Source organism: Deinococcus aerius (genome assembly GCF_002897375.1).
Lineage (GTDB): Bacteria > Deinococcota > Deinococci > Deinococcales > Deinococcaceae > Deinococcus > Deinococcus aerius.
Genome location: NZ_BFAG01000009.1, coordinates 134,038 through 160,449, shown reverse-complemented (window position 1 = coordinate 160,449; position 26,412 = coordinate 134,038). Strand labels below are relative to the sequence as shown.

General features: G+C 69.5%; 27 protein-coding genes. 21 read left to right on the top strand and 6 right to left on the bottom strand.

Features of this window, described 5'->3' with window-relative positions:
- Positions 1 to 115 precede the first annotated feature (115 nt).
- Both DAERI_RS13450 and DAERI_RS13445 read right to left on the bottom strand, forming a co-directional pair.
- Positions 116 to 772, bottom strand: coding sequence for an outer membrane lipoprotein carrier protein LolA (locus tag DAERI_RS13450; RefSeq protein ID WP_103129940.1), 657 nt, complete (start codon positions 770 to 772; stop codon positions 116 to 118).
- 56 nt (positions 773 to 828) lie between these two features.
- On the bottom strand, positions 829 to 1,767 hold the full coding sequence (locus DAERI_RS13445; RefSeq protein ID WP_103129939.1) for a hypothetical protein: 939 nt from the start codon (positions 1,765 to 1,767) through the stop codon (positions 829 to 831).
- Between the two features lie 85 nt (positions 1,768 to 1,852).
- On the opposite strand from DAERI_RS13445, the gene DAERI_RS13440 reads away from it, so the two are divergent.
- From DAERI_RS13440 to DAERI_RS13410, 8 genes are all read left to right on the top strand, one after another.
- Positions 1,853 to 2,344, top strand: coding sequence for an LEA/WHy family protein (locus tag DAERI_RS13440; RefSeq protein ID WP_103129938.1), 492 nt, complete (start codon positions 1,853 to 1,855; stop codon positions 2,342 to 2,344).
- 422 nt (positions 2,345 to 2,766) lie between these two features.
- On the top strand, positions 2,767 to 3,933 hold the full coding sequence (locus tag DAERI_RS13435) for an amidase (protein ID WP_103129937.1): 1,167 nt from the start codon (positions 2,767 to 2,769) through the stop codon (positions 3,931 to 3,933).
- Between the two features lie 9 nt (positions 3,934 to 3,942).
- On the top strand, positions 3,943 to 4,773 hold the full coding sequence (locus tag DAERI_RS13430) for a hypothetical protein (protein ID WP_103129936.1): 831 nt from the start codon (positions 3,943 to 3,945) through the stop codon (positions 4,771 to 4,773).
- Positions 4,774 to 4,828: 55 nt separating this feature from the next.
- A complete protein-coding gene (locus DAERI_RS13425) occupies positions 4,829 to 5,302 on the top strand; it encodes a hypothetical protein (protein ID WP_103129935.1) in 474 nt (157 codons plus the stop codon).
- Positions 5,303 to 5,379: 77 nt separating this feature from the next.
- Positions 5,380 to 6,768 carry a tRNA (N6-isopentenyl adenosine(37)-C2)-methylthiotransferase MiaB gene (gene miaB / locus DAERI_RS13420; protein ID WP_268806538.1) on the top strand — a complete coding sequence of 463 codons (1,389 nt, stop codon included), beginning with the start codon at positions 5,380 to 5,382 and terminating at the stop codon, positions 6,766 to 6,768.
- Between the two features lie 63 nt (positions 6,769 to 6,831).
- Positions 6,832 to 7,374 carry a hypothetical protein gene (locus DAERI_RS13415; RefSeq protein WP_235610385.1) on the top strand — a complete coding sequence of 181 codons (543 nt, stop codon included), beginning with the start codon at positions 6,832 to 6,834 and terminating at the stop codon, positions 7,372 to 7,374.
- Between the two features lie 103 nt (positions 7,375 to 7,477).
- On the top strand, positions 7,478 to 7,990 hold the full coding sequence (locus DAERI_RS22055) for a hypothetical protein (protein ID WP_133162036.1): 513 nt from the start codon (positions 7,478 to 7,480) through the stop codon (positions 7,988 to 7,990).
- A gap of 111 nt (positions 7,991 to 8,101) precedes the next feature.
- The gene (locus DAERI_RS13410; protein WP_235610384.1) at positions 8,102 to 8,665 is read left to right on the top strand and encodes a hypothetical protein; all 564 of its coding nucleotides are present in this window, start codon (positions 8,102 to 8,104) and stop codon (positions 8,663 to 8,665) included.
- 56 nt (positions 8,666 to 8,721) lie between these two features.
- Here the strand turns inward: DAERI_RS13410 and DAERI_RS13405 are convergent, their stop codons facing one another.
- Entirely contained in the window at positions 8,722 to 10,323 is a 1,602-nt protein-coding gene (locus tag DAERI_RS13405; RefSeq protein WP_103129933.1) for an ABC transporter ATP-binding protein, read from the bottom strand.
- Positions 10,324 to 10,388: 65 nt separating this feature from the next.
- Between DAERI_RS13405 and DAERI_RS13400 the strand changes: the two genes are divergently transcribed.
- The gene (locus tag DAERI_RS13400) at positions 10,389 to 11,177 is read left to right on the top strand and encodes a phosphatase PAP2 family protein (RefSeq protein WP_103129932.1); all 789 of its coding nucleotides are present in this window, start codon (positions 10,389 to 10,391) and stop codon (positions 11,175 to 11,177) included.
- Between the two features lie 509 nt (positions 11,178 to 11,686).
- Here DAERI_RS13400 and DAERI_RS13395 read toward each other — a convergent pair.
- Together DAERI_RS13395 and DAERI_RS13390 are read right to left on the bottom strand one after the other, a co-directional pair.
- Positions 11,687 to 12,871 (bottom strand): acyl-CoA dehydrogenase, encoded by a 1,185-nt coding sequence (locus tag DAERI_RS13395; RefSeq protein WP_103129931.1) that lies wholly within the window; start codon positions 12,869 to 12,871, stop codon positions 11,687 to 11,689.
- Positions 12,872 to 12,909: 38 nt separating this feature from the next.
- Positions 12,910 to 13,164: a hypothetical protein gene (locus tag DAERI_RS13390; RefSeq protein ID WP_103129930.1), complete on the bottom strand. Its 255-nt coding sequence runs from the start codon at positions 13,162 to 13,164 to the stop codon at positions 12,910 to 12,912.
- Positions 13,165 to 13,201: 37 nt separating this feature from the next.
- On the opposite strand from DAERI_RS13390, the gene DAERI_RS13385 reads away from it, so the two are divergent.
- The 8 genes from DAERI_RS13385 (at position 13,202) to DAERI_RS13350 (ending at position 19,697) form a co-directional block, all read left to right on the top strand.
- Positions 13,202 to 13,489: a hypothetical protein gene (locus tag DAERI_RS13385; RefSeq protein WP_103129929.1), complete on the top strand. Its 288-nt coding sequence runs from the start codon at positions 13,202 to 13,204 to the stop codon at positions 13,487 to 13,489.
- 100 nt (positions 13,490 to 13,589) lie between these two features.
- The gene (gene fabZ / locus DAERI_RS13380) at positions 13,590 to 14,018 is read left to right on the top strand and encodes a 3-hydroxyacyl-ACP dehydratase FabZ (protein ID WP_103129928.1); all 429 of its coding nucleotides are present in this window, start codon (positions 13,590 to 13,592) and stop codon (positions 14,016 to 14,018) included.
- Positions 14,019 to 14,175: 157 nt separating this feature from the next.
- Positions 14,176 to 15,318 carry an LptF/LptG family permease gene (locus DAERI_RS13375; protein ID WP_165794204.1) on the top strand — a complete coding sequence of 381 codons (1,143 nt, stop codon included), beginning with the start codon at positions 14,176 to 14,178 and terminating at the stop codon, positions 15,316 to 15,318.
- On the top strand, positions 15,315 to 16,454 hold the full coding sequence (locus DAERI_RS13370; RefSeq protein WP_165794203.1) for an MGDG synthase family glycosyltransferase: 1,140 nt from the start codon (positions 15,315 to 15,317) through the stop codon (positions 16,452 to 16,454). The genes DAERI_RS13375 and DAERI_RS13370 overlap by 4 nt, the downstream gene beginning before the upstream one ends.
- Positions 16,451 to 17,671, top strand: a complete 1,221-nt coding sequence (locus DAERI_RS13365) for a polysaccharide deacetylase family protein (RefSeq protein ID WP_103129925.1) — start codon at positions 16,451 to 16,453, stop codon at positions 17,669 to 17,671. The genes DAERI_RS13370 and DAERI_RS13365 overlap by 4 nt, the downstream gene beginning before the upstream one ends.
- A 91-nt stretch (positions 17,672 to 17,762) precedes the next feature.
- Positions 17,763 to 18,428 (top strand): phosphotransferase-like protein, encoded by a 666-nt coding sequence (locus DAERI_RS13360; protein WP_235610383.1) that lies wholly within the window; start codon positions 17,763 to 17,765, stop codon positions 18,426 to 18,428.
- A gap of 64 nt (positions 18,429 to 18,492) precedes the next feature.
- A complete protein-coding gene (locus DAERI_RS13355) occupies positions 18,493 to 19,233 on the top strand; it encodes a class I SAM-dependent methyltransferase (protein WP_103129924.1) in 741 nt (246 codons plus the stop codon).
- Positions 19,234 to 19,295: 62 nt separating this feature from the next.
- A complete protein-coding gene (locus tag DAERI_RS13350) occupies positions 19,296 to 19,697 on the top strand; it encodes a hypothetical protein (protein WP_133162035.1) in 402 nt (133 codons plus the stop codon).
- Between the two features lie 10 nt (positions 19,698 to 19,707).
- On the opposite strand, the gene DAERI_RS13345 is transcribed toward DAERI_RS13350, so the two are convergent.
- Positions 19,708 to 20,256, bottom strand: coding sequence for a metal-binding protein (locus DAERI_RS13345; protein WP_103129922.1), 549 nt, complete (start codon positions 20,254 to 20,256; stop codon positions 19,708 to 19,710).
- A 36-nt stretch (positions 20,257 to 20,292) separates the two neighbouring features.
- On the opposite strand from DAERI_RS13345, the gene DAERI_RS13340 reads away from it, so the two are divergent.
- From DAERI_RS13340 to DAERI_RS13325, 4 genes are all read left to right on the top strand, one after another.
- A complete protein-coding gene (locus tag DAERI_RS13340; protein WP_103129921.1) occupies positions 20,293 to 22,353 on the top strand; it encodes a S8 family serine peptidase in 2,061 nt (686 codons plus the stop codon).
- A gap of 188 nt (positions 22,354 to 22,541) precedes the next feature.
- Positions 22,542 to 24,119, top strand: coding sequence for an ABC transporter substrate-binding protein (locus DAERI_RS13335; protein WP_103129920.1), 1,578 nt, complete (start codon positions 22,542 to 22,544; stop codon positions 24,117 to 24,119).
- A gap of 106 nt (positions 24,120 to 24,225) precedes the next feature.
- On the top strand, positions 24,226 to 25,263 hold the full coding sequence (locus DAERI_RS13330; RefSeq protein WP_103129919.1) for an ABC transporter permease: 1,038 nt from the start codon (positions 24,226 to 24,228) through the stop codon (positions 25,261 to 25,263).
- 105 nt (positions 25,264 to 25,368) lie between these two features.
- On the top strand, positions 25,369 to 26,370 hold the full coding sequence (locus tag DAERI_RS13325) for an ABC transporter permease (protein ID WP_103129918.1): 1,002 nt from the start codon (positions 25,369 to 25,371) through the stop codon (positions 26,368 to 26,370).
- The last annotated feature ends 42 nt before the right edge of the window (positions 26,371 to 26,412 follow it).

The following is a 26,412-nucleotide window of genomic DNA, read 5'->3' as shown; positions in this document are numbered from 1 at the left end:
CCGCCCCCATCCCGCCCGGTGGGGGCGCCTGTCTGGGTGGACCGGAAGAGGGGAGCGCCCCGTGTTGGACAGCTCCCCTCTTCACTGTTGTATTAATTGCTCGTCCGGGGGAGCGTTACTGCCGGATCACCTGCGCGTCCTTGGGGAGGGTCTTGAGGCCCGCCACGGTCAGGCCGCTGTTGACCTTGTAGTTGCTCACGGTGAGGTCGGCGAGGACCTTGCCGCCGCCGACGAGCTGCACGCGGGTGGGCCGCCAGCCCGCCTCGGTGATCCAGACGCGGGCGCGGTCGGTGGTGCCGGCGTTCTTTGGGGTGGCCTCCAGTTGGTAGACCTTCTTGCCCGAGATGGTGGCGGTGCTCAGCAGCCGCACGTTGTACTGGCTGAGCAGCGTGGCCGCGTTCGTGAGCTGGGTGAAGTCGAGCCCGCCGAAGCCCGCGCTCTCGGCCGCCTTCTTGACGGGCGTGACCGTCACCTGATTGGTCAGGAAGAGGTACTGCCGGATCTCGTTGCGGTCCGCGACCACGATGTTGTCGGCCAGCGCGTCGGGCGCGGCGAATTGCAGCCGGGCCACCCCCTGGGCGGGGATGCTCTTGACGGTGAGGTCGATCTTCTGGGGGGAGGATTCGAGGGTGGCGCTGCCGCTCAGGCGGAAGGTCACGTCCCTCGCGGCCTTCTGGGCGGCGTCCACCCGGTTCAGGATGTCCTGCACAGTCTGGGCGCTCGCCGTGGAGGCCAGGGCCATAAGGGTCAGCAGGGGAAGGAGTCGGTTCACCCCCGGAGTCTTCCACCCCCTCTCATGAGAAGGAAGGGCGCACGCTGACGGGGGGTTCACCGCCCCTCGTCCGGCGGGCCGCCCAGGGGCAGGCTGTAGCCCAGCCGCGCGCCCAGGCCGCCCGTCCCCCCGCGCACGTCCACGCTGAGGGTGCCCGGACCGGCGGGGAGGGTGGCCTCCGCCCCGGCCCGCAGGGGGGCGCTGGCAAGACGCCACGGCTCGTACGCGAGGTAGAGCCGGGTGGTGCTGCCCTCGCCCAGCAGGTCGGCGGCGCTCAGGCTCCCCACCGCTCCCAGGGAGCCGGGTCCGGCCAGGGCGTCGAGGGCCACGGACACGCCCGCCTCGGTGCTGTAGGTCACGCCGCCGGTCACGCCCAGCACTCCCCGGCCCGCGCGGGCACCCAGGCGCAGCGTGAGGGTGCCCGCGCGCTCGGTGGCCGGTTCCGCCTCCGGGTCGTCCCCCTTGGCGGGGGGCAGGACGCGGGTGAGGTCGCGCCGCCACTCCACCCCGCCCGAGACGTTGTTCTGCGGGCCGAACTCGCCGCCCAGCACGGCGATCAGGGTGCGGCTGACCCGGTAGCGGGCGGTGAGATCGGCGTTCCAGCCCCGGTCCCGCAGGTCGGTTGGGGTCAGCGTCCAGGCGGCGAGGGGGTCTACCTCCGCTGCACCCCCCGTGAAGAAGGTCGCGCCGAGGTTCAGGGCGACCGGGCCGAGCGTCGCTGTTCCGCCCGAGGTCAGGCGCAGGCCGCCCCTCCAGGTGACCGCCGCGCTGGCGCTGGCACTGACGGCCCCGGCGGGGGGCAGGCTGAAGCCCCGTGTGGTCGCGACCTCCACCGCCCGGTTCGACGCAGTGACCGAGAAGGTGCCGCGCCCCAGGGGAATATCGCTGACGCCCGCGGACAACCAGGGGCCGCCCGTGCGGTAGGCCGCACCGAAATCGAGGTTCACGGCGCCCGCCGAGCTCGCGAGGGCCGCGGCGAGGGTCAGGGCTGTCATCCATCTTGTGGCCGCGCTCTGCATACCCGGCAGCGTAGCAGTGCCCGTCAGGTTCGCGGCAGCCGGAACCGTTAACGTACCTCCCGTGAAAAAGCTGCTCCTGGCTCCCCTGCTCGCGCTCGGCCTGGGCGCCTGCGCTCCCGCCCAGCCTCTCGTGCAGGTCCCTACCTTCGAGGTGCAGAGCGTGCGCCTGACCCGCCTGAATCTGCCCAGCGGCAAGGACCCGGCCCTGGCGAACCTGACCCTGCGGCTGAGGGTGCAGAACCCCAACCCGGTGCCCGTGCGCCTGGCGAACATCGCCGGACGGTTCGTGATCGACGGTCAGGAGGTCGGCACCGTGAACCTCCCCAACGTGAGCCTGCCCGCCCGGGGCGAGACCGAACAGCGGGCCGACCTGAGCCTCCCGGTGACCCTTCAGACCGCCGGGGCCTTTTTAAGGGTGGCCCGGGGCCAGGAGGTCAGCTACCGGGTGGACGGCACCTTCACCGCCGACCTGGGCGTGCTGGGCCGCCCCACCTTCGGGCCGTTCACGCTGGTGCAGGGCGTGTGGCGGCAACCGGCGATCCTGCCGTTCTGAGCGTGAGCTGGAAGGAGGGCGGCATTCCCTCTTCCAAGGGTGGCAGGAATGGCAGCCGCTGAAGGGCAGGCGATGCCTGCTCGCAAGCAGCTCTACATGTCCCAGCCTCGCCCGCCAGAGGGAAGGAGCAACAACGCCAAAGCTTCGGCTCTTTCAAAACCGTCTCCTGTGGACGGCCTATTCCCCCAAGTGACTCACGCTCGTACCGCCTTCACCCCGCCTTGCTCGCGCAGCGAGACGGTGGGCACGCGGCTTGGAAGACAACAAGATCAAACCTTGCGCGGAGAGAAGCGGCCACAGGCGAAGTGGGCGAGCCCCTTGCCGAGTGCAGCGGAAAGCTCCCCCCTGCCCTCTGGGTAGGGGGGCTGGGGGTGGGCACACGGAAGCCGTTCCACAGTTCAACGAGAGTTACCCTGAGCCCCGTGACCTCCAAGGACTTCCCCGATCCCCAGCGGGCCTGGGCTTACCGCCCCACCTCCCCCCTGCCTGGCGCACCTGGCGGTCCCCTCGCGGGCCTCACCTTCAGCGTGAAGGACCTGTACGGCGTGCCGGGCTGGCCGCTGCGCGCCAGTACTCTCGCCCCCGTCCCCGACCCCGGCGAGAGCCCCCTGGTGCGGCGCCTGCTGGAACTGGGCGCGAGTGCCGTGGGCAAGACACACCTGCAAGAGATCGCGCTGGGCATCACGGGGATGAACGGCTTTGGGGGGACGACGCATCCCGTATACCCGGAGCGCGTGCCTGGCGGGAGCAGCAGCGGGGCGGCGGTGAGCGTGGCGCTCGGGCAGGTGGACCTCGCGCTGGGCACCGACACGGGCGGCTCCATCCGGGTTCCGGCGGCTTGGTGCGGCGTGGTGGGGTACAAGCCGACGAAGGGCCATCCGGCGTGGAGTACCGAGGGCGTGCTGCCGCTCTCGTGGACGTGTGACCATACGGGACCGTTGGCGCGGGACCTGCGGACGATTGTGCGGGTGCAGGAGGCGCTGACGGGGGAAAAGGTCAGCCCGCAGGACTGGGCGGGCGTGAGGGTGGGCGTGTGGCTTCCTGAGGGCTGGGTGGACGACGCGGTCTGGGAGGCGGTGGGGGCCTTTGCGGCGCGGTTGGAAAACCTGGGCGCGAGCCTGCAACCGGTGGAGTTTCCCGAGGTGCTGGACGCTTACTCCCCCATCGTGCTGAGCGAGGCGGCGCGCGTTCATGCGGAGGCGCTGCGGGAGGATGACCCCGGCTTCCTGCCCTTCACGCTCGCCTCGCTGCGGCAGGGGCAGGCACTCGGCGGGGCGGAAGTCGAAATGGCCTTCGCGCGCCGCGCAGTTTACCGGGCACAGTTGGATGACCTCTTCACGCAGTTCGACGTGCTCCTCGCCCCCGCCGTGCCTACCCCACCGCCGCTTATCGGGCAGGACGAGGTGGCCCTGCGCGGGGGAGTGACGCCGCTGCGCCGGGCCGTGCTGCGCCTGACCGCGCCCTTCAGCCTGCTGGGGGCGCCGACCGTCGCGGTCCCCTCTGCCACTCCGTTCGTCGGCGTGCAGCTTGTGGGGTCGCATGGCGAGGACGACCGGCTGCTGGGGCTGGCCCGGGCGCTGGAGGACTAAGCTGGGCGTATGCCCACACGCCCCGTCCTGTTGCCGCTGCTGCTGACGCTGCTCTCCCCCGCTCAGGCCCAGGACGCGCCGCAGACGCTGAAGTGGGGCAGCCTGACCGTGACGGTGACGCCGCGCCCGGCGGACAAGTTTGACGCCCAGGCGCAGGCGCAGGCCGTGGTGAAGAATGGGAGCCGGACGGTGCTGACCGTGCAGGGGTGGAACCTCACGCCGGAGCTGCAACCCGTGCGGCCGGGCGGCCTGCCGGAACTCGTGCTGACGGAATACTCGGGCGGGGCGCACTGCTGCTTCACGACGTATGTATTCACCCAGGACACGGGCCGGGTGGAGAACCTCGGCATCATCGAGGGGGGGAACTACGGGCTGCGCTTTGCCGACCTGAACGGCGACGGCGCGAAGGAACTCGTGCTGGGCAGCGACACCCTCGCCTACTACGACTGGAGTTTCGCCACGAGCCCGGCCCTGATGACGGTGTTGGGGTGGGACGGGGTGCGGCTGGCGGACCGCACGCGCGCCTACGCCTACGTGCCCGCGCAGGAGGCCGCGCGCAACCTGCGCGATCTGCTCGCCGGGCTGGGGAACCCGAGTGCCTTTGCCGAGGACCTGCGGGCGAGGCTGGGCGGGTACTACGCGAACATGATCCTCGCCGGGCAGGGTGTGCAGGCCGAGGGGGTGCTGACGGCGCAGGTGTTCACGAAGTCCGCCCCGCTGCGCGACTGGTTCGCGGGGCACCGCACCGGCCTCATCAACGCGACCTACGCCCAGCCGGAGGGCCGACTCCGCGCGGTGAACAGCGCCACGTACCCGCTGAAAGAGCCGGGCACACCCTGAGCCCGGCGCAAAGGCAACGTCAGACACACTTCATGAGGGCTGCTTAGCCTGTGGCATGCGTTTTTCTGCCTTCCTGCCTGCCGCCGCGCTCCTTCCCGCCCTGACCGGCTGCGCCTTCGGGGCCTTTATCAGCCCGAGCACCGCGCTGGAGAAGGCCCTCAACGGCACGTACGAGGGCATCGGCGTGGGCGGCACGGGCCGGGTGCCGTACCGCCTGGTCCTGAGCGTGCAGGAGCGCGAGGGGCGGGCGAGCGGCGTGATTACCAACCTGGAAAGCCGCAAGGCCTATGCCCTTAGCGGCAAGTTCCAGCGGTCCGGGGAGGGCGGCACCCTCGACGTGAACCTGTACGAGAACGGCGACCGGCTGCGTGGCACCCTGCGCGGTCAGATCGTCGGGACGAAGTTCAGCGGGACCCTGCGGACGGTGCTGCTGGGCAAGGAACTGCTGGGGTATACGGTGAATCTGGACAAGCGGGAGGAGGGGGCGGCCCCCAATGGTCCCGCCGCCCCGGCACCAACCGCGCCCTGAACGCTAGACTCTCTCCCGGTCGCGGTGTCAGCGCCGCGCGAGGAAGGCCCCGGAATCCCCCCGTCAGGCCGAAGGAGTTGGTTTATACGCGTGCCCACCTGATTACCTATGGCTGCCAGATGAACGAGTACGACACCCATCTGGTCGAGTCGCAACTCGTGAGTTTCGGCGCGGACATCGTCCCCAGCGTGGACGAGGCGGACTTCGTGCTCGTCAACACCTGCGCCGTGCGCGGCAAGCCCGTGGACAAGGTCCGCTCATTGCTGGGCGACCTGCGCAAGCAGAAGGCGCAGCGCCCCCTCGTCGTCGGGATGATGGGCTGCCTCGCGCAGCTTGAGGAGGGACAGCAGATCGCCCGCAAGTTCGAGGTGGACGTGCTGCTCGGCCCCGGCAGCCTGCTCGACATCGGCAAGGCGCTGGAGGCGAATGAGCGCTTCTGGGGGCTGCAATTCAAGGACGAGCTCCACGGCCACATCCCGCCGCCCCCGCAGGGCAAGCTCCAGGCGCACCTCACGATCATGCGCGGGTGCGACCACCACTGCACCTACTGCATCGTGCCGACCACGCGCGGGCCGCAGGTCAGCCGCCACCCGGACGACATCCTGCGCGAACTCGACCTGCTGCTCGCCGCCGGGGTGCAGGAGGTCACGCTGCTGGGGCAGAACGTGAACGCCTACGGGGTGGACCAGGGGGCGAAGTTGGCGGGGTATCCGTCCTTTGCCAACCTGCTGAGGATGGTGGGGCAGAGCGGCGTGCGGCGCGTCAAGTTCACGACCAGCCACCCCATGAACTTCACCGAGGACGTGGCCGCCGCGATGGCCGAGACACCCGCCGTGTGCGAGTACGTCCACCTGCCGGTGCAGAGCGGGTCGAACCGGGTGCTGCGCCGCATGGCCCGCGAGTACACCCGCGAGAAGTACCTGGGGCACATCGCCGAGATCAAGAAGCATCTGCCGGGCGTGGTGCTCGCCACCGACATCATCGTGGGCTTTCCCGGCGAGACCGAGGAGGACTTCGCCGAGACGCTGAGCCTGTACGACGAGGTGGGTTACGACTCCGCCTACATGTTCATCTACTCCGCGCGGCCCGGCACGCCGAGCTACAAGCACTTCACCGACCTGCCGCGCGAGCTGAAGACCGAGAGATTGCAGCGTTTGATCGCCAAGCAGAAGGAGTGGAGCGCCCGCAAGAACGCGGAGAAGGTGGGGACCGTGCAGGAGGTCCTGCTGCGCGGTGACGCCCACGACTCCGGCTTCCTGGAGGGCCATACACGCGGGAACCATCCCGTCGTCGTGCCCAAGGCGGTCGGCGCGAGTGGGGCGGGCCTCTACCGCGCCCGGATTGAGCACGCCACGCCGCACATGCTCTACGGGCGGTTGATCGGCGCGGACGGTCAGGACCTGCCCGAACTGCCCCGCTTCAACCCCGAGGCGGCGGCGCTGAGCAGCCCGCTCCAAATGGTCTAGGTGGCAGGCCTCCCTGCCGCCGGCGTCACCTGCGGGTAAGCTGGGGCGCGGAGAGTGGACCTGATGAGAAAACTGGCTTGCGGAGTGATGGGGTTATGCGGGGTGCTGGCGGCCTGTGGCGAGACCACCCCGCCCGGCAACGCGTATCTGGGCATGAAGCCCGAGTTGCGGACGAACTACATCGATATCGCCACGGACAGGTATGTCGCCTGCGACCTGTCGTACGGCAGCATCCCCTTCAAGCAGAACATCGTTGTCGTCGAGTTCTCGGCGCCGGGCCTCCCCGACGTTGAATCGGCTGATGTCGAGGTGATCGGTGAGAAGACGGGGGACAAGTCCTTCGCCATGAACAGCGAACTGAGGCGGTCGAGCCGGGGCAACTACATCGCCGACGTGGTGTTCTACGAGCGCCTAGTTCCGGCCAGCGTGGTCGCGCTGAATGTCCAGCCGCAGTACCAGTACGTCAGCCTGACGAGCCGCCCGCGCGGGAGCTTCAAGGCGCAGGTGACGATCGACACGCCGAACGGCCCCGAGACGGCGACGACGGGCAGCGTGAACGTCTACGACTCCTGCGCCTACCTGAACAACACGGATTCGAGGGACTGAGCGTTTGCACCTTCCGCTGACTCTCGGTCATATTTGTGTTCGGCTCACGTTTCTTGAAGGCCGCATCACCCGGGGGTCAGGTTCAGCCCGCACAGTGAGAGCCATGAAAAAGATGATGTTAGGGGCGGTTGGTCTGAGTGCAGTGCTGGCAAGTTGCGGCGGCGTAGCTATTGACGATAGCCAAGGCCCACGTAGCCAGTATCAGCTCGCGACGGATGCTAGGGATACCAACACAGGTAAGGTTATTCCCAAAGGAACGTACGTCATCTGCGATAACAAGAGTACAGATGTCGAGCTTGATGTAAATTGGCTCGTAGGGACAAGCAAAATCAACCTTCTGGCCTTTGGCGAGTACTACGGAGAGGGCAGGTATCTCGACACTTACCAGGTTGATCCCTCCACCGGAGGAAGCGGCACGTTAGTCTTCACCATTGAAAAAGGCGTTGCTCCTCAGAATCTGAACGTGGTGAAGCCTCAAGCGATCATTGTTACCCCCATCACCAATGTGAACGTGAAAGGATACACTAGACTGGGTGCTCAGGCAGTAAACGCCCAGGGCGTAGCCGGCACTATTCAGCAGTCTGATTACGTCTTCCCGGTCGTGGACTGCCTCTAATCATCACAGCTAAAGAGGCCGCCCACAGTGGGCGGCCTCATTTGTGCTGTCCTCACGTTCGCTTAAGCCTGCATCACCCTCAGGTCAGGTTCAGGCCGCACAGTGAGAGGTATGAAAAAGCTGCTGGGGGCGGTCGGGCTGAGTGCGGTGCTGGCCAGTTGTGGCGATATCACGGTGGTCATTCCCGATCCCATCCCGGGGACGCTGCCTTCCCCCACGCTGACGCTGGAGGCCGTCGCCGGGTACAGCACCAACTACCGCCTGACCCGAGATGTCCGCGACCAGAATGGTCAGACCATCGCGGCGGGCACGTTTGTAGTCTGCAACAACCTCAATACGCAGATGGCCGTGGACGTGACCTGGACCGGCGGCCTCAGCAAGCTCTACGCCCAGTTCAAGGGGCTCAGGACGGGCGACTACGAGAACGTCACCTTCTACCCCTTCGGCAGCGTGGACTACAGCGGCTCGGGTACGGCGACCTACACCTTCGGCCCGAACACCGCGCCCCAGAGCGTCGGCAAGAGCGTGAGCGCCCAGGCCATCGTGGTCAACCCGGTTACGAACGTCAATGTGAAGGGATATACCTACGTCCGCCTGCAAGGGCTGGACGAGAATGGCCGGGCGAGCAACATCGTGGAGAGCGTGACGGCCATTCCGGTCGTCGACTGCCTGTAATTCCCCAAGAAGAGGAGGCCGCCCCCAATGAGGCGGCCCCTTCTCTTTGCCCTCCCTCAGCGTTCGCCCATGGCCTGCGCCTCGCTGAGGTGTCCACTCCGCCCGCTCGTGTGGCCGCTGCCGGTCATCAATAGACCGAGCTGCGTCTCGGTGGCAGTGGCGGCGTCCACCTCGCCCACGACCCGGCCCTCGTACATGACGAGAATCCGGTCGGAGAGGTTCATGACCTCGCCCAGGTCGGCGCTCACGAGCAGCACGGCGAGGCCCTGGTCGCGCGCCTCGACGATGCGGGCGTGGATGAACTCGATGGCGCCGATGTCCACCCCGCGGGTGGGCTGCGAGGCGATCAGGATCTTCGGGTTCTTGTGCATCTCGCGGGCAACGATGAGCTTCTGCGCGTTGCCGCCCGAGTAGCGCCCGGCGTGCAGGTTCACCGAGCGGGGCCGCACGTCGTACTGGTCGCTGAGTCTGCGCGCGTTCTCCTCGATGGCCTCCAGGTTCAGGAAGCCGAAGGGGCCAGCGAAGGGGGCGTTGTCGTGCTTGCCCAGGATGTAGTTCTCGGCGGTCGTCATGTCGAGGACCAGCCCGCGCTCGTTGCGGTCCTCCGGGATGTGCGAGACGCCGCTCTCCTCGACCTCCCGCACCCCGTGCGCGTGGCGGCCCAGGTAGGTGATCTCGCCGCTCGCCACGGGCGTGAGGCCGGTGATCGCCTCCACGAGTTCGCTCTGGCCGTTGCCCTCGACGCCCGCGATGCCCACGATCTCCCCGGCGCGAACCTGGAAGGAGACGTTGTCCACGGCGTTGCCGTGTTCGCCCCTCACGGTGACATTCCGCACGTCCAGGGCCACCTCGCCGGGTTGGGCGGGGCTTTTTTGCACCTTCAGGCTGACCTCGCGGCCCACCATCATGCGGGCGAGGGTCTCGGTGGTCGCCCCCTGGGTGGGGATGGTGCCGATCATCTTGCCGTCGCGGATCACGCTGATGGTGTCGCTGATGTGCAGCACCTCGTGGAGCTTGTGGCTGATGAAGATGACGGCGTTGCCGCTCGCCGCGTACTGGTTTTTCAGGAAATCGAACAGCTCGTCCGTCTCGCTGGGCGTGAGGACGGCGGTGGGCTCGTCGAGGATCAGGATGCGGGCGCCGCGGTACAGCGTCTTGAGGATCTCGACCTTCTGCTGGAGGCCCACCGGGAGATCGCCCACGAGCGCGTCGGGGTTGAGGTCGAAGCCGAACTGCTTGATAAGTTCGGCCACCCGCCGCCGCGCCGCCGCGTAGTTGATGGAGGTGCCCGCCCGGGGCTCGGCGCCCAGAATGACGTTCTCGGTCACCGAGAGGGTGTCCACCAGCATGAAGTGCTGAAAGACCATGCCGATGCCCCGCGCGATGGCCTGCGAGGGGTCGGTGAAGTTCACAACCTCGCCGTCCACCACGATCTCGCCCGAGGTGGGGGGCTGGGCGCCGTAGACGATCTTCATCAGGGTGCTCTTGCCCGCGCCGTTCTCTCCGCACAGGGCGTGGACCGAGCCCCAGCGCACCTGCATGGAGATGTTGTCGTTCGCCAGCACGAGCGGGAAGCGTTTGGTGATTCCGCGCAGCTCCAGCGCGTATTCGGAGTTGTGCCGCACCTCGCGCAGCACATCGCTGCTTGCTACCGTCATGGGATTCAGTGTACCGCCGCCCGTCCCCTCGCCTTCAAAGGCAAGAAGCCTCACAATGGGCACACATGGAAACGTTTTGGCTGGCCGTCACGAACCTGGGGCGTGACGAGGTGTTCATTGTCGTCCTGGCGCTGTACACCTGGCTGGTGAACCCCCGGGGCGGGCGGAACCTGGGTGTCGCCTTCGCCCTCTCGTATCTGGTGAACACGGCCCTCAAGTTCGGCTTCAATGAACCCCGCCCCTTCACGGCCAACCCCGGGCAGGTCAGCGAGGCCGCCCGCGTCACCGCCCTCGGCCCCGGCCTGCCCAGCGGCCACACCCAGATGGCCGCCACGCTCTGGGGCGGCATCGCCGTGCAGGTCGGGCGCACGGGCATGTGGGTCGTCGCCCTCGTGCTGATCGCGCTGATCGGCCTTTCACGGGTGGCCCTGGGCGTTCACTACCCCCTCGACGTGCTCGTGGGGTTGCTGCTGGGGGCGGCCTTTGCCGGGCTGGCCGCGAGCGGGCGCTTTCCGCAGGCAGAGGCGCTGCGCTGGATCATCCCCGTCATCCTCCTCGTCCTCGCCGCGTTCCTGCCGACGGGGACGCCGCGCGAGTACGGCACCTCGCTGGGGCTGTTGGCGGGCTTCTGGTTCGTGCGCCCAACCTTCACCCCGCCGCGCGACTGGGCGGGCCGCCTCATCGTCGCCCTGATCGGCCTGGTGGTCGTATTTGCCGTGTACTTCGGGCTGAGCGCCCTGCCGCAGGCGTTCAAGGACATTGGCCTGGTGCGGGCGCTGCGCTACGCCCTGCTGGTCGTCGTGGCGGTGGAACTCGTGCCCCTGCTGCTGAGGCGCTGGCTGGCGAGGGGATAAGGGCGGGGCGAGAGAAGGCAGATCAAAGGGGGGGCAAGCCTGAGGATGGGCGGCTCCCCCACTTTCTTGGAGCCGTGTCGGGCTGAGTCGTTGGAGGGCAAGCTGGCGCTTGCCACCCCCCTCCCAGCCTCCCCCGCAAGGGGGGAGGAGTGACAGCGCCAAAGCTTTAGCCCCTTAACAACCGTCTACTGTGAACGGCCTATTCCTGCCCTTGGCTCGCTCTCGCACCGCCTTCACCCCGCCTTGCTCGCGCAGCGAGACGGTGGGCACGCGACTTGGAAGACAGCAAGATCAAACCTTGCGCGTAGAGGAAAGCGACCACAGGCGAAGTGGGCGAGCCCTTTGCCGATCGCAGCGGAAAACTCCCCCCTCCTCCAAGAGGAGAGACACGTCAGCGAGCCTGGCGTCGCCGCGCGGGCCGCCCCGCGCGGCGGAGTCGTCGCCCCCAGTGGGGGTAGGGGGCTGGGGGTGGGGGCAAGGTCCGCGACTCGGAAGAACTCTCCCCGAATTCAGCCCTCCCCCCCATACTCCCCAAACACCGCCCGGCTAATTACAAGCTGCTGAATCTCACTCGTCCCCTCGTAAATCTCGGTCACCTTCGCGTCCCGGTACAGCCGCTCGACCGGATACTCCCGGCTGTAGCCGTTACCCCCAAAAATCTGGATGGCGTCCCGCGAGCAGTCCACCGCCGCCTCCGAGGCGAGCAGCTTGGCGATGCTGGCCTCCTTGCCATACGGCTGCCCCTGATCCTTGAGCCACGCGGCCTTCAGGGCGACCAGCCGGGCGGACTCAATGCGGGCTGCCATGCGGGCGACCTTGAAGGAGACACCCTCGAACTCCCTGAGCTTCTTACCGAACTGCTCGCGCTCGGAGGCGTAGCGGGCGGCGTGTTCCAGTGCCGAGCGGGCAATCCCGAGGGCCTGCATGGCGATGCCGATGCGCCCGGCGTCCAGGCTGGACAGGGCGATAATCAACCCCTGCCCCTCCTCCCCGACCAGGTTCTCGGCGGGCACGCGCACCCCGTCGAAGGTGACGGTCGTGGTGTGCGCCGCGTGCAGGCCCATCTTCTCCTCGGGGCGCCCGAAGCTCAGGCCGGGGGTGTCGGCGGGGACGATGAAGCAGGACACGCCCCGCGCCCCCGGGCCGCCCGTGCGCGCCATGACGAGATAGGTGTCGGCCTGCCCGCCCGAGGTGATCCAGGCCTTGGAACCGTTCAGAATCCAACCGTCCCCGTCCCGCTCGGCCTTCAGGCGCAGGCTGGCGGCGTCGCTGCCCGCCCCGGGCTCGGTGAGGCAGAAGGCGCCGATGTGCTCGCCACGGGCGAGGGGGCGCAGGTACCTCTGGCGCTGCGCGTCGGTGCCGTACCGCAGAATCATCTGCTCGGGCAGGCCGTTTTGCACGCTGACGATCACGGCCACGCTGGCGTCGGCGGCGGCGATCTCCTCCAGGCACAGGGCGTAGGTGACGGAATCCAGGCCCGCGCCGTCCCACTCCTCGGGGAGGGTGGCGCCCATCAGGCCCAGTTCGGCCAGGCCGCGCAGTTGCTCCCGGGGGTACTCGCCGCTGCGGTCGAACTCGGCCGCCTTCGGGGCGATCTCGGCGCGGCAATACTCGCGGACATGCTGCACGATCATGCGCTGGTCGCCCGACAGGGCGAAGGCCATACCCGCATCGGCGGAGAGGGTCGCGGTCATGCCCCAGGCTACCAAACGGGCGTTAGGTCCATCGGGTCCTAGGCTCCTGCCAGGGCGTCCGCCAGCGCCTCCTCGATGCCGCGCCCGCGCCAGCCCGTGTCCACACTGAGGGCCTCCCCACCCTGCCAGCGCAGAGCCGCACCGATCACCGCGCCGCCCGCGATGGCGAGGGCCGCTGCGTTCAGGGCATCCAGCGGGGCCCCTGGACACAGCCGGGCTGCCGCGCGCTCCAGGGCCGGGGCGAGGGGAAGGGGGGGGCGGGTGATGCGGACGCGGGCGGGCAGGCCAGGCACGTGCCGGAGTGTAGCGTTCTCCCGCCAGACCGCTAGAATGCCCGGCGATGATGGCTGCGGGGCGGGTCACATGCGGGCGCTGAGGTGGTTGCTGGTCGTGGGGCTGGCCCTCGTCACGCTGGCGCTGGCGGCCCTCACGCTGGGGAGTTTCGCCAGCCTGAACCCGAACGCGCCGCTGTGGCTGCGTTCGGTGGGGAGTGTCGAGCTGCTGCTGAGCGCACAGGTGGGGGCCGCTGGTCTTCCCGCGTTCACCCGGGCCGTTGCCCTGACCGTCCTGACAAGCGTGCTGGCGGGACTGGTCGCGTTCCTCAAGCCGCGCACCTGATCCGGGCGTCCGGGTCCCCCATGCTACCCTTGGGGCGTTTTGCCGCGAGGAGACGGGCTCAGGCCACCGGTCCCTCCCACTGCAAGGAGTGTCTGCCCTTATGGAACCCATACTCATCCAGGACGTGCTGAAAATTCTGCCGCACCGTTTTCCCTTCGTACTCGTCGACCGCGTGCTGAGCGCGGGGAACGGCGAGGTCCATGCCCTGAAGAACGTGACCGTGAACGAGCCCTTCTTCCCCGGGCACTTTCCGCAGGAACCCGTGATGCCGGGCGTGCTGATCGTCGAGGCGCTGGCGCAGGCGAGCATGTTCTGCCTGCACGAGCGGATCGAGCCGGGCACGGTGGGCTACCTCGCGGGGGTGGAGGGGGCGCGCTTCAAGCGGAAGGTGATTCCAGGCGACCAGCTCCACCTGCACGCGAAACTCGAGTTTCTGCGCCGGGGACTGGGCAAGACGACCTGCCGCGCCGAGGTGGAGGGGCAAGTGGCGGCGGAGGCGACGATCCTGTTCGCGGTGGCGAAGGGATGAAGAGTGAGTGGTTAGTGGGGAGTGGGGAGTGGATGGAGTGGGGTAGGAACAACGTGCGGAGGTCCACCCGGACCAGCCCTGTCCTGAAAGCGCGTGCCTCCGCTTTTCCCACTGCCTACTGCCCACTCCCCACTCACCGCCCCGAGGGGGCGCCCCGTTGACCCGCCTCACCCGTTACGTCACCCGGGAGTTGCTGCCGCCGCTGGTCGCCGGGACGCTGCTCTTCACCGCCATCCTGAGCTTCGGATACTTCTTCATCTCCAGCCAGTGGCTGCGGGGGGTGCCGGTCGGGCTTACCTTGCAGTGGATCGGATATCAGGTGCCCGACACGCTGGTGAAGGTGCTGCCGATGGCCGTCGTGCTCATGACGGTGGTGGCCTTCGGTCGCCTCGCCACCGAGCGGGAACTCGTGGCGGTGCAGTCGGGCGGCGTGGGGCTGGGGCAGGTGGCGCGGCCCGTGGCGGTGGTCGCGGCGCTCGTGACCGCGCTCGCGGTGTGGCTGAGTCTGTGGGTCGCCCCCCGCGCGAACGTGGAGACGCGCGGCCTGTACTGGGACGTGCTGACAGGCGCGGGGCTCTCGCAACTCGTCGGGAAGACGGTGGACCTGGGGGGGAACCTCACCCTGTCGCTGGGGGGGTACGACGCTCCTTCGCGCGAACTCCGGGGTGTGCGGGTGGAACGCTGGGCGGCGGACAATCCGAAGCGGGCGACGGTGATCTTCGCGGACAGCGGGACGTTCGAGAACAATCAGCTCAGGCTGCGCGGGTATCAGGTGTACACGGTGGACTACGCCGCCGCCGCCCGCCTCGCCGGGGTGCAGGACGATCCCGCCGCCTTCCGCTCGGCCGTGCAGGAGGTCTTTCCCAACGTGGTGATTCCCGAGGACAGTTCCAGCACCCTGAACCTCGACACCGGCCTGTCGCGCAAGCAGACCCTCGCGCAGTACGCCGACGCCATCGGGGCGGACAGCGAGGGGTGGCCGGAACTCGTGGGCAAGCTGACCGGTCCGGGGGTGGGGGCCAGCGAGCGGCAGGACGCCCGGGTGAACCTCAACCGCAAGCTCGCGCTCCCCTTCGGCAATCTGGTGCTGGCGCTCGCCGCGCTGCCCTTCGCGCTGCGGTACGGGCGGACGCTGGGGGTGAGCCTGGGCATCGCGCTCATGATCGCGGTGGCGTACTACCTCGTCTTCTTCGTGGGGCTGACGCTGTCGGGGGCGCTGCCGGGTCTGCCCGAGGTCGGCGTCTGGCTGGCGAACGTGGTCTTTGCCGGAGCCGGACTGTGGCTGTTGAGGCGGGCATGAGGGAGGACACGGGCGGGCAGGCGGCCCCCCTGCGGACGCTGTTTGTCTCGGCCTCCATCGGCTCGGGGCATCACCAGGCGCAGCTCGCGGTGCAGCAGGCGCTTCAGGCGCGGGGGGTGGCCTTCGAGGACCATCAAGGCGACGCGGTGACGTATCTGGGGCCGGTCGAGCGCCGCCTGACGGTGGACCTGTACGCCTTCGAGCTGCGGTACGCGCCCTGGCTGTACCGGGGCTTCTACCAGTTCACGGACCTCGACCACCCGGTCAACTTCATCAGCAGCGCCTTCTCGTGGGTGGGCCTGCCCGGGATGCGATCGGACCTGGAGCGCAGCCGGCCGGACGTGGTGGTCAGCTCCTACTGGGCGCCGACCGCGCTGGCGGGCACGGTTCGCAGGCGCACCGGGCAGCCGTTTCTCAACGCCCTGATCGTCACCGACTACCGGGTCCACCGCCACTGGGTCCGGCATGAGGCCGATCTGGTGATGGTCGCCTCGCCGGAGACGGCGGAGCAGATGGTGGAGCGCGGCCTGGACTCGGGCAAGGTCGTCGTGACCGGCATTCCCATCGCGCCCGCCTTCCGCACGCTGATGGGGGCGGATCGCCGGGCGCTGCGCCTGAAGCACGGCCTGGACCCCGACGTGCCGCTGATCCTCATTTCCGGCGGGGGAACGGGCACGTTCCGGGGGTTGGGGACGGTCCTGCGGGAGCTGTCGAACCTGGGCCAGCGCGTGCAGGTCCTCGTGCTGGCCGGGGCCGACGGGCACGGGGTCGAGCGGGTGGGCGGCGCGACAGTCCATCATCTGGGCTTTACCACCGACTTTCCCGAGCTGCTGGCCGCCTCCGACCTCGTGGTGGGCAAGGCGGGGGGGCTGACGGTGGCCGAGGCGACCACGCTGGGTATTCCGCTGGTGGTTCACGAGCCCATTCCGGGGCAGGAGGAATACAACGCCGACCTGCTCGTGCGCCACGGGGCGGCCCTGTGGGCGCGGGAACGGCGGGACGTGCGCGGCGCGGTGCTGCGCGCCCTGGACCCGGACGAGCGGGGACGGATGAGTTGTGCGGCCCGGCGCCTCGGTGTGCCCGACGCCGCCGACCGGGTGGTGGCCGCCCTGCTGCAAAGGTTAGGGCGGGCATGAGGCGGCGGGGCTGGGTGGCGCTCGCGGGGCTGGGCTACGTCGGCCTCCCCTACCTGCTCGCGCAGCGGCTCAATCTGGGAGTGATCCGGGAGGGTCGGCAGGCGCGGAAGGCCCTCGCCCTCACCTTCGACGACGGGCCGGACCCGGACACCACTCCCGCCGTGCTGGACGCCCTGCGGGAAGTCGGGGGCCGCGCCACCTTCTTCGTGCTTGCGGAGCGGGCGGAGGCGCACCCGGACCTGATCGGGCGGATGCTCGCGGAGGGGCATGAGGTGGAGGCGCACGCGGATCGCCACCTCCATGCCTGGGTGCGGACGCCCTGGGGAGCCTTCCTCGACCCATTGAGGGCAACACGGCGGGTTTCGGCGGTGACCGGGCGGCCCGCCCGACTGCACCGCCCCCCGCATGGCGCCTACACCCTCGCCACCCTGCTCGGTCAGCGTGCGGCGGGGGTCACGGGCGCCCACTGGGGCATCGAGGGGCGCGACTGGCACCCGGCTTCCACCGCCGAATCGGTGCGGCAGGGGGTGAACGCGCTCGCCCACCCCGGGGCCGTCGTGGTGCTGCATGACGCCGGGCCGGGCGCGCGAACGACGATTCCCATGCTGCCCGGCCTGCTCGCCGATCTGGGGGGCCGGGGATATGCGCTCGTCCCGCTGGGTGAGTTGGAGGGGGCCCGGCCGCTGACCGTGCGGGACCTACCACGCCGCCTGATGGGGAGTCTCGACCGAGCGTTTGATCGGCTGGGAAACACACGGCCCGCCGGGGGGCGCGCGGACAACCTCTTCCGGGTCGGGCGGGTGCAGTTCCCCCTGGAGGGCGTCACGCTGGCGGACGGCACCCCCATTCCAAAAGGCACCCCCGCCGCCGAGTTCCACGTCAACAACCCGCTGCTGGTGGACCTGGGCCTGCGCCGCAGCCTGCGCCTCGCGCGGGAGGACCTGCGGGACGTGGCGCGGGACCTCCAGACCCGGCCCGAGCTGCGGGACGCGCGGGTCGTCTTCTGCCTGAGCGCCCTGTCGCCCCTCCTCGCCACGCTGGGCTTCGAGACGCGGGACCTGTCCCTCGGGGCGACCCGCCGCCTGCGTCTCTGGGCAGGCGTGCTGCGCCGGGCTTACGGCAGCGCTTCTCAGGCACCCGAGCCCAGGTTGAGCGTGATGGGGCGGGAGGCGTTCGTGAAGCGGTACGGGACGGGGAAGGGCCGGGGAGGCTCCTGATCCGCACGGCGTGAAACCGCACGCCCCCACCCCCGGGTTCCGCCCCAGCCTTCAAGGTTCCTGACACGCGGCCAGCAGGGTACGATCACGTATGACGCAGAGTTCAGGCGAGTCCGTGGCGGTGCCGCCCCCTCTGAGCCCGGGACGACTGATCGTCGTGAACGGGACATCCAGCGCGGGCAAGAGCACCTTCTGCCGCGCCCTGCAAACCCGGCTGGAAGAGCCGTACCTGCTGCTGGGTTACGACCTGCTGTGGATGACCATGCCGCCCCGTTACTTTCCCTTTCAGCCGCAGGAGAAGGAGGGGGCGTGGTACGAGACGGCGGACGGGGCCGCTCCACCCGTCACCGGGCTTGGGTTGGGTCCGGTGGGCCGTCAGGTGGTGTCCGGGCTGCACCACGCCGTCGCGGGGCTGTTGACCTCCGGCAACCACGTGCTTGTGGACGTGCTGTTCCTGGAACGCTCCTGGGTCGAGGAGGCGGCGCGGTTGTGGCAGCCCTTTCAGCCGCTCCTGATCACGTTGAAACCGCCCCTGGAGGTCTGCGAAGCCTGGGAGGCCGAGCGGGAAGCCACCCGGGCGGGAAGGCCGCAGGGCCTGGCCCGCTGGGCCTACGACAGGGTGTATGCCCACGGTGAGGGGGACCTCATGATCGACCCCTCCCGCGGCAGCCCCGAGGAGGGTGCGGGAGACGTGCTGGAATGGTTGCGGCAGGACCGGCCCCGGCAGGGGTTGCAGGTCAAACCCCTGCCTGTCTGACGCGCCCCGCGCCGAACTCGGCCCTCTTGCACGGGGTTCCCGCTTTCCCCGTACCCTCTTTCCCGTGAACTACGACGACTTCGCCGACCTCTACGACCACCAGTACGACCTCTACCGCGACGACCTGCACTTCTACGCGGGGGTGGCCGAGCGGGCGGGCGGGCCGGTGCTGGAGATCGGGGCGGGGACGGGGCGGGTCACGGCCTTTCTGGCGCGGCGGGGCGTGCGGGTGGTGGGCCTGGAGCCGAGCGCGCGCATGATCGAGCGGGGGCGGGCACGGGCGGCAGAGAGCGGCCTGCGCCTGGAGTTCGTGCAGGGGGAGGCGGGCACCTTCCGGCTGGGGGAGCGGTTTCCCCTAGCCATCGCGCCCTTCAACGCGCTGATGCACCTGTACACGCCGGGCGAGCAACTGGCGGCGCTGGAGAACATCCGGGCACACCTCACGCCGGGCGGGCAATTCGTGTTCGACCTGTACGTGCCCCGCTACGGCGAGATGAACACGCTGCGGCACGAGGGCGAGACGTTTCACTCCCCGGACGGCTCGCGCACCGACGTCTTCCTGGTGCAGCGGCACGACCGGGTCCGGCAGCACGTGACGACCGAGTATTACGCCGATACCACCGCCCCGGACAGTACCTTGCGGCGGCGGCACTACACCCTCACCCAGCGGTACTACACCCGCTTCGAGATGGAGTGGCTGCTGCGTTGCGCGGGCTTCGAGCCGCCGCGTGTGACGGGGAGCTTTCAGGGCGGGCCGCTGACGGAGACGAGCGACGTGATGGTGTTCCAGACGCGCTCGGGGTAGGCCGGGCCAGGGGTCCACAAAGTTGCGCCCCGTCCCCGGGGTGCCCCTGTATGCTCACGGATATGACCAAAATCCTTCAGGTGGGCCTGCTCGTCAGCCTGCTGCTGCTGCCCTCCTGCGCGCCGTCCTTTCAGGTCGGGGGCGAGACGGTGCGGGTGCTGGGCGGCACGGCCTTCCGCTTCGTGAAGTCGGTGGAGGGGGACGCGCTGAGCCCCGAGGCGCTGGCCGCCCTTCCCGCGGACACCTACGTGACTTTCCGCGACTGCCCGGGGGCGGGCGTCTCGGCGAGGGAGGTGCGCGCCGTGGGGCCGGGGACCGCCCGCGACGTCTGCGTGAGGGTGGTCACCCGGGCGCGGCAGGCGGAGGAAGCCCTGAACGCGGTGAGAGTCATCGCCTTCCCGGCGGTGGTCGCCGCCGCCGCCCTGTTCTGGTTCCTGCTGCGCGCCCTGACCTTCCGGGCCTGACGGTCGCCCCTCACGCCCGGCCCCGCACCCTGCGCCGCGCGCGCCTCATCCCGTGGTCGGGCCGCACGCCGTCCGCGATCAGGTGCAGCCACTGGCTGAGGTAGTAGCCGCTGAGCAGGGGCAGCAGCACCTTCAGGGTGAGGGGCTGCGGGACGGTCGGGAGCGGCACCTGGGGCCAGACGAAGCGCAGCAGGCCGACCACGAGTCCCGCGATGACGGCGAGGTACACCAACCGGGTGAGGGGGCCGAGCAGCCAGGTGTGCGAGAGGCCGCGGTGGCTGAAGAGCATCCCGTACGGCACCCACAGCACCCCCAGCACGCCCCAGCGCCGCTTGCTGTCCACCCGGCCCTCGGCGAGGTCGAGGTCGGGCGAGAGGAGGAAGGTGCCCGCGAAAAAGCCCAGGCTGAAGTTCAGGGCCTGCGCGGGCGTGACGGTCACCAGGCTCTGCCGGGTGGCGAGCAGCACCCCGGCGGCGAGGACGCTGTAGGCGGCGATGTTGATGAGATTGTGAATGCGTCCGCTGGGCACGCCCCATTCTGACGTGGCCGGGCCGTTCATGCACGTTCATTTTCGATGAGGCATGCTGAGGCCCACATGAAACGTCTTCCCGCCCTGCTCACGGCAGCGCTGCTGTGTGCCTGCACGCAGACTCCTTCCGGGCCCGTCACCGCCCAGACCGTCGCGCTGGGGACGGCGCTGAGCGCCCCGGCGTCGCAATCCTTCGGCGGGTCGTGGAGCATCGAGGACGTGCCCGCCTGGCTGAGCGTCTCGCCCCCCTCGGGCAAGGGCGACGTGAGCGTGAAGGTCACGGCGGACCGCTCGCGGGGAACGCCGGTGGGGGCGGATCAGCCCCGGCTGAGCGGCCAGGTCACCGTGGTCTGGAAGAACGGCTCGGCGAGTGGGCGCACGGTCTGGACCGTCACCGCGGACCAGTACGCGGTCACCGGCCAGGTTGTGGATGGGGACAGCGTGCAGGCGGGCGACGTGGAGCCGCGGGGCCTCCTCAGGACCGGGGGCACCCGGGAGGCGCGCGGCGTCATCGTGAGGTACCGCTCGGCGGCGGCGCAGGCGGTCGCGCTGGGCCGGGCGGTCCCGGTGGCCACGCTGGGCGGGGCGGCGCAGGCCGTGACCCGGGACACCCTGTCGCGGCTGGACGTTCCGGGCGGCGCGCGGCGCGACCTGGGGGGCCGGGCCGTGCTGCTGGAGACGGCGGACGTGACCGGGGCGCTGCGGGCCCTGCGCGCCGATCCCAACGTGGAGTACGCGGTGCCCAACGCCGTGCTGCACCCGCAGGGGCTGGCCCAGCCCGTGGTGCCCTCCGACGAGTACGCGGGCCTCCAGTGGGCCTACAAGGTGCTGGGGTACGGGGCGGTGTGGCGCGACATGGAGGCCGGGGGCTACACCCGCCCGGTCACGGTGGCGGTGATCGACACGGGGGTGCGCTTCGACCACCCGGACCTTCAGGGGGCGCTCTACGGGCCGGGCGAGGGCGCGCTGGACGTGCTCACGAGCAGCACCAACGGGGACGGGAACGGCCCTGACACCGATCCCACCGATCCCGACACCCCGGGCCGCACCGCGGGCAGCCACGGCACCCACGTGACGGGGATCATCGCGGCGCGCTGGGGCAAGATCAGCCAGTACGCGGGCTGCGGGTCGTGCAGCACGAGCGGCGTGGTGGGGGCGGTGTACCGGGCCCCGGTCAGGGTACTGCCCATCCGGGTGATCGACACGGCGGACAACGCGACGACCGCAGATGTGGTGAATGCGGTGCGCTACGCGGCGGGCCTCACGGTCACACTGGGGGGAAAGACGTACACCAACCCCCACCCGGCGGCGGTGATCAACCTCAGCCTGGGCGGGGACGTGTCGGCCGAGGAGGCCCGGCCCCTGTGCAGCGCGGTGGCCGAGGTGACCGGGCGGGGGGCGCTTGTCGTGGCGGCGGCGGGGAACGCCTACGGGACGGAGCCCTTCTACCCGGCGGCCTGCGAGGGGGCGGTGGCGGTCGCCTCGGTCACCCTGTCGGGCGCGGGCGCCCCGGTCCACGCCGAGTACAGCAACCGGTACCCGCAGGTCATGCTCTCGGCGCCCGGGGGGGTGGACCTGTCGCGGGGGGCCACCTACTACAACGGGGGCAACCTCAACGGCCAGCGCTACCCTGACGTGATCCTCTCGACCGACTGGGACTACGTCAAAGACCAGCCCACCTACTACAGCTACGCGGGGACCAGCCAGGCGACCCCGCAGGTCAGCGCGCTCGCGGCCCTGCTGCTCAGCAAGGGCGTGACAAAGGGGCGGGACGACACGCTGGCGCGCATGACGGCGACGGCCACCGACCTGGGCGAGGCCGGGCGCGACGAGGCGTTCGGCTACGGCCTGATCGACCCGGCGGCGGCGCTGGGAAACCTGGCCGTCAGCGACGCGCTGGGGCTGCGCGTGCAGGGCAGCCGGGGCTCCGCCTACCTGCCCGCCCTCGATGCGCTGGGCCGCTTCACCGCCTACCTGCCCGACGGCACCTTCAACGTGATCGGGGGCCGCGACCGTGACGGTGACGGCATCTACGGCGGGGCGAACGACCCGCGCGACGAGCGGCAGGTGACCGTCGGCCCGGCCGAGCCGCAGGTCGCGGTGGGCGCACTCTCGCCGGGGCCGTGAACCGGCGTCGGGAGGATGTTCCTGCCCTTTGCAAGGTCCTTGCTCCCCGGACCGCCCCGCCTTCCCTTGACACTGTTCCCGCCCCCCCCTACGCTGAACGCACTTGCACTCGATCCCGCTGCTTCGCCGCCCTCCCGTCCGCCCCTCACGCGGGGGGGACGCGGCATGACGCAGCACACGGAGGCCTCATGAAGAAACTGCTCCTGACCGCCCTGCTCGCCGCCCTCCCCTCCGCCGGGGCCGCCACGCTCGTCTTCGGCGGCAACGGGGAACCCGTCAGCCTGGAGCCGGGCAACATCACCGACGGCATCTCCATCCTGGTGCAGCGCCAGATCTACGACACGCTGGTGGACTTCAAGGACGGCACCACCGACCTCGTGCCCGGCCTGGCGACCTCGTGGAAGAGCAACGCGAACGCGACGAGCTGGACTTTCAACCTGCGCAGGGGCGTGCGCTTCCACGACGGCACCCCCCTCAACGCGGACGCGGTGGTGTTCAACCTGCGGCGCTGGTGGGACCCCAAGGACCCCTACGGCTTCCGCGACCAGGGCCGCACCTTCGAGATCGTGGGCGAGCTGCTGGGCGGGTACAAGGGCGACCCCACGGCGGTCATCAAGGACATCGTGAAGGTGAACGACTCCACGGTGCGGGTGGACCTGAACAAGCCCTCCTCGGTGTTCCCGAACGTGATCGCGGCTGGGTACTTCGGGATCGCCAGCCCGACCGCGATCCGCCAGCAGGGGGCCAAGTACGGCACGCCCGCGAGCAAGCCGGTCGGCACCGGCCCCTTCATCTTCCAGTCGTGGCGCACGGGGGACCGGGTCACCCTGCTGCCCAACAAGCTGTACTGGGGCACCAAGCCCAAGGTGGACCAGCTCGTGATCCGCTCGATCAAGGACGCCTCCCAGCGCCTGAACGAGCTGAAGGCCGGGACCATCGACTTCGCCAACGACCTGACGCCCGACTCGCTCAAGAGCGTGCAGGCCGACAAGAACCTGGTGGCGGTCAAGCGGCCCTCCTTCAACGTGGGCTTTGTCAGCCTGAACAACCGCAACCAGTACCTGAAAAACGACAAGGTGCGCCAGGCGATCTCCATGGCGATCAACAAGGACGCCATCGTGGAGGCGTTCTGGAACGGGCTGGGGGTCAGCAACGCCAGCTTCGTGCCGCCGGTCCTGAGCTGGGCGAACTCCAAGAACGTGCCCGCCGACTACAAGTTCGACCCCAAGGCCGCCAAGCAGATGCTCACCGAGGCGGGCTACCCCAACGGCTTTTCCATCGACCTGTGGTACATGCCGGTCAGCCGCCCGTACTTCCCCAACCCCAAACCCATCGCCGAGGCCATCGCCGCCGACCTGAGCGGCATCGGCATCAAGGTGAACCTGAAGACCGAGGACTGGGCGAAGTACCTCGACGACCGCAACAAGGAACCCGGCTTCGACATGTACATGATCGGCTGGACGGGCGACTACGGCGACCCCGACAACTTCTACGGCGCGTACTACGGCGCCAACGCCAGCGACGACATCAACTGGAACCCGCCGCAGCTCCAGACCCTGCTGGAACGGGGGCGCGCCGCCGTGTCGCAGGCGGACAAGGCCAAGATCTACTCGCAGATCCACGAGATCACCTACAAGGCCGCCTACCGCATCCCGGTGGTCCACAGCCAGCCGCTCGCCGCCGCCCGCACCTACGTCAAGGGCTGGGTGCCGAGCCCGCTGGGCAGCGAGGCCTTTAACACCATCAGCCTCGTGGGCAAGAAGTAAAGCTGGACGCGGGGGCGAGGGCGCCCCTGACAGCCGGGAGGCACGCGGGACGGGCGAGAGAGGTGGCCCGCCCCGCGTCCCCTTGAGGAAGAGGAGGAGGGCCAAGTTGGGCAGTTATCTCATTCGCCGCGTCCTGCGGACCCTGCTGGTGATGATTGGGATCAGCGTGGTGGTGTTCGCCTTCGTGCGCTCGATCCCCGGCGACCCCGCCGTCGCCATGCTGGGCGAGCGCGCCACCCCCGAGGCCGCCGCCGCCCTGCGCGAGCAGCTCGGGCTGAACAAGCCGTGGTTCATCAACTACCGGGACCCCGCCAACCTGCTGGACGCCCAGTTTCCGAAGTACGTCGGTCAGCTTCTCCAGGGGAACCTGGGCAGCGGGATCAAGAGCAACATCCCGGTGCGCGACGAGCTGGCGGCCCGCTTTCCCGCCACGGCGGAACTCGCCATCGCGGCGCTGCTGTTTGCCCTCCTGATCGGCCTGCCTGCCGGGGTCATCGCGGCGCTGCGGCGCAACAGCGTGTGGGACAACCTGGCGACCACGATCAGCCTGGTGGGCGTGAGCATGCCGATCTTCTGGCTGGGGCTGCTGCTCTCGTACTTCTTCGCGGTGCGGCTGGGGTGGCTCCCGCCCTCCGCCCGCCTGGGGAACGAGACGACGCTGCAACCCGTCACCGGCTTCTACGTCCTCGACGCGCTGCTGCGCGGGCAGCCCGCCGCCGCGTGGGACGCGATTCGCCACCTGATCCTGCCCGCCATCGCGCTGGGCTCGATTCCGCTGGCGATCATCGCGCGGATCACGCGGTCGAGCCTGCTGGAGGTGCTGGGGCAGGACTACGTGCGGACCGCCCGCGCCAAGGGGCTCGCCGGGCGCACGGTGACCCTCAAACACGCCCTGCGCAACGCCCTGCTGCCGGTCGTCACCGTGATCGGCCTCCAGGCGGGGGCGCTCCTCGGCGGCGCGGTCCTCACCGAGACGATCTTTTCCTGGCCGGGCCTGGGCTCGTGGGTGTACGACGCGATCAGCCAGCGCGACTACCCCATCATCCAGGGTGGGGTGATCTTCGCCGCGCTCGTCGTGAGCGTGGTCAACCTGCTGGTGGATCTGAGCTACGCGGCGCTGGACCCCAGGATTCAATACCGGTAGGTGGGAAGTGGGGAGTGGTCAGTGGGGGCACAAGCGTAAGCTCCCCGCTTGTGCCCGATCTTTTCCCACTCCCCACTCCCTACTGACCACTCCCCGAGGTACCCCATGACGACCCTCTCCCCTCCCCAGGCGGCCCCCAAGCGTCAGCCCAGCATCTTCTGGCGGCGCTTCCGGCGCTCCACACCCGGCAAGGTCGGCGCGGTGATCGTGGCCGTGTTCGTGCTGTTGGCGCTCCTGGCCCCGGTCATCGACCCCTACGACCCGACCACCGACCGCAACTACCGCCTGAACCTCAAGCCGCCCTCGGTCGAAGCCCTGTGGAACAAGGACACGGCGGAGGTGTACCGTGATCCGGCCACGGGCACCGTCAACGCCTGGGCCGCCCCCTTCGGCACGGACAACCTGGGACGCAGCGTCGCCACGCGCGTGCTGCACGGCGCGCAGCTCAGCCTCAAGGTGGGCGTGGTCAGCACGGTGCTGGCGCTCATCGCGGGCACCCTGCTGGGCGTGCTGGCGGGGTACTTCGGCGGCTGGTTCGACACGGTGGTGGGCTACCTGTCGGACGTGATGCTGGCCTTCCCCTCCATCCTGCTCGCCATCGGGTTCGCCTCCATCTTCTCGACGGACAACCCGCCGCTCCTCATCCGGGGGATGGACCGCCTCTTCGCGTTGAACAGCCCCCAGCTCGTGACCGCGATGCTCGCCGTGTCGCTCGTGCAGGTGCCGGTGTATATCCGCCTGGCCCGCGCCGTCGTGCTGAGTGTCCGCGAGCGCGAGTTCGTGCAGGCGGCGGGGGCGCTGGGCGCCACCCAGGGCCGGATGATCTTCCGGCATGTGCTGCCCAACAGCCTCTCGCCGCTGATCGTGCAGGGCGCCCTAAGCATTGCCACCGCCACCATCGAGGTCGCCGCGCTGGGCTTCCTGGGGATCGGCGCGCAGCCGCCCCTGCCCGAGTGGGGCACCATGATCAGCGACTCGCGGCAGTACTACATCGACGCTCCCTGGACGATGGTTTTTCCCGGCCTCGCCATCTTCCTGACCGTGCTGGGCTTCAACCTGCTCGGCGACGGGTTGCGGGACGTGCTGGACCCGAGAAGCACCCAGTAGGGGACGACCAGGAGCAGGGGGCGGACGATGCCTCCTGCTCCT

What these genes read in the sequence shown, in the direction of transcription:
- fabZ (WP_103129928.1), top strand. Translation starts at nt 13,590, where the DNA reads ATGGAACCCATACTCATCCAGGACGTGCTGAAAATTCTGCCGCACCGT.
- DAERI_RS13335 (WP_103129920.1), top strand. Translation starts at nt 22,542, where the DNA reads ATGAAGAAACTGCTCCTGACCGCCCTGCTCGCCGCCCTCCCCTCCGCC.
- DAERI_RS13400 (WP_103129932.1), top strand. Translation starts at nt 10,389, where the DNA reads ATGGAAACGTTTTGGCTGGCCGTCACGAACCTGGGGCGTGACGAGGTG.
- DAERI_RS22055 (WP_133162036.1), top strand. Translation starts at nt 7,478, where the DNA reads ATGAAAAAGATGATGTTAGGGGCGGTTGGTCTGAGTGCAGTGCTGGCA.
- DAERI_RS13370 (WP_165794203.1), top strand. Translation starts at nt 15,315, where the DNA reads ATGAGGGAGGACACGGGCGGGCAGGCGGCCCCCCTGCGGACGCTGTTT.
- DAERI_RS13360 (WP_235610383.1), top strand. Translation starts at nt 17,763, where the DNA reads ATGACGCAGAGTTCAGGCGAGTCCGTGGCGGTGCCGCCCCCTCTGAGC.
- DAERI_RS13345 (WP_103129922.1), bottom strand. Translation starts at nt 20,256, where the DNA reads ATGAACGGCCCGGCCACGTCAGAATGGGGCGTGCCCAGCGGACGCATT.
- DAERI_RS13410 (WP_235610384.1), top strand. Translation starts at nt 8,102, where the DNA reads ATGAAAAAGCTGCTGGGGGCGGTCGGGCTGAGTGCGGTGCTGGCCAGT.
- DAERI_RS13350 (WP_133162035.1), top strand. Translation starts at nt 19,296, where the DNA reads ATGACCAAAATCCTTCAGGTGGGCCTGCTCGTCAGCCTGCTGCTGCTG.
- DAERI_RS13395 (WP_103129931.1), bottom strand. Translation starts at nt 12,871, where the DNA reads ATGACCGCGACCCTCTCCGCCGATGCGGGTATGGCCTTCGCCCTGTCG.
- DAERI_RS13405 (WP_103129933.1), bottom strand. Translation starts at nt 10,323, where the DNA reads ATGACGGTAGCAAGCAGCGATGTGCTGCGCGAGGTGCGGCACAACTCC.
- DAERI_RS13385 (WP_103129929.1), top strand. Translation starts at nt 13,202, where the DNA reads ATGCCCGGCGATGATGGCTGCGGGGCGGGTCACATGCGGGCGCTGAGG.
- DAERI_RS13425 (WP_103129935.1), top strand. Translation starts at nt 4,829, where the DNA reads ATGCGTTTTTCTGCCTTCCTGCCTGCCGCCGCGCTCCTTCCCGCCCTG.
- DAERI_RS13415 (WP_235610385.1), top strand. Translation starts at nt 6,832, where the DNA reads ATGAGAAAACTGGCTTGCGGAGTGATGGGGTTATGCGGGGTGCTGGCG.
- DAERI_RS13325 (WP_103129918.1), top strand. Translation starts at nt 25,369, where the DNA reads ATGACGACCCTCTCCCCTCCCCAGGCGGCCCCCAAGCGTCAGCCCAGC.
- DAERI_RS13365 (WP_103129925.1), top strand. Translation starts at nt 16,451, where the DNA reads ATGAGGCGGCGGGGCTGGGTGGCGCTCGCGGGGCTGGGCTACGTCGGC.
- DAERI_RS13445 (WP_103129939.1), bottom strand. Translation starts at nt 1,767, where the DNA reads ATGACAGCCCTGACCCTCGCCGCGGCCCTCGCGAGCTCGGCGGGCGCC.
- DAERI_RS13340 (WP_103129921.1), top strand. Translation starts at nt 20,293, where the DNA reads ATGAAACGTCTTCCCGCCCTGCTCACGGCAGCGCTGCTGTGTGCCTGC.
- DAERI_RS13430 (WP_103129936.1), top strand. Translation starts at nt 3,943, where the DNA reads ATGCCCACACGCCCCGTCCTGTTGCCGCTGCTGCTGACGCTGCTCTCC.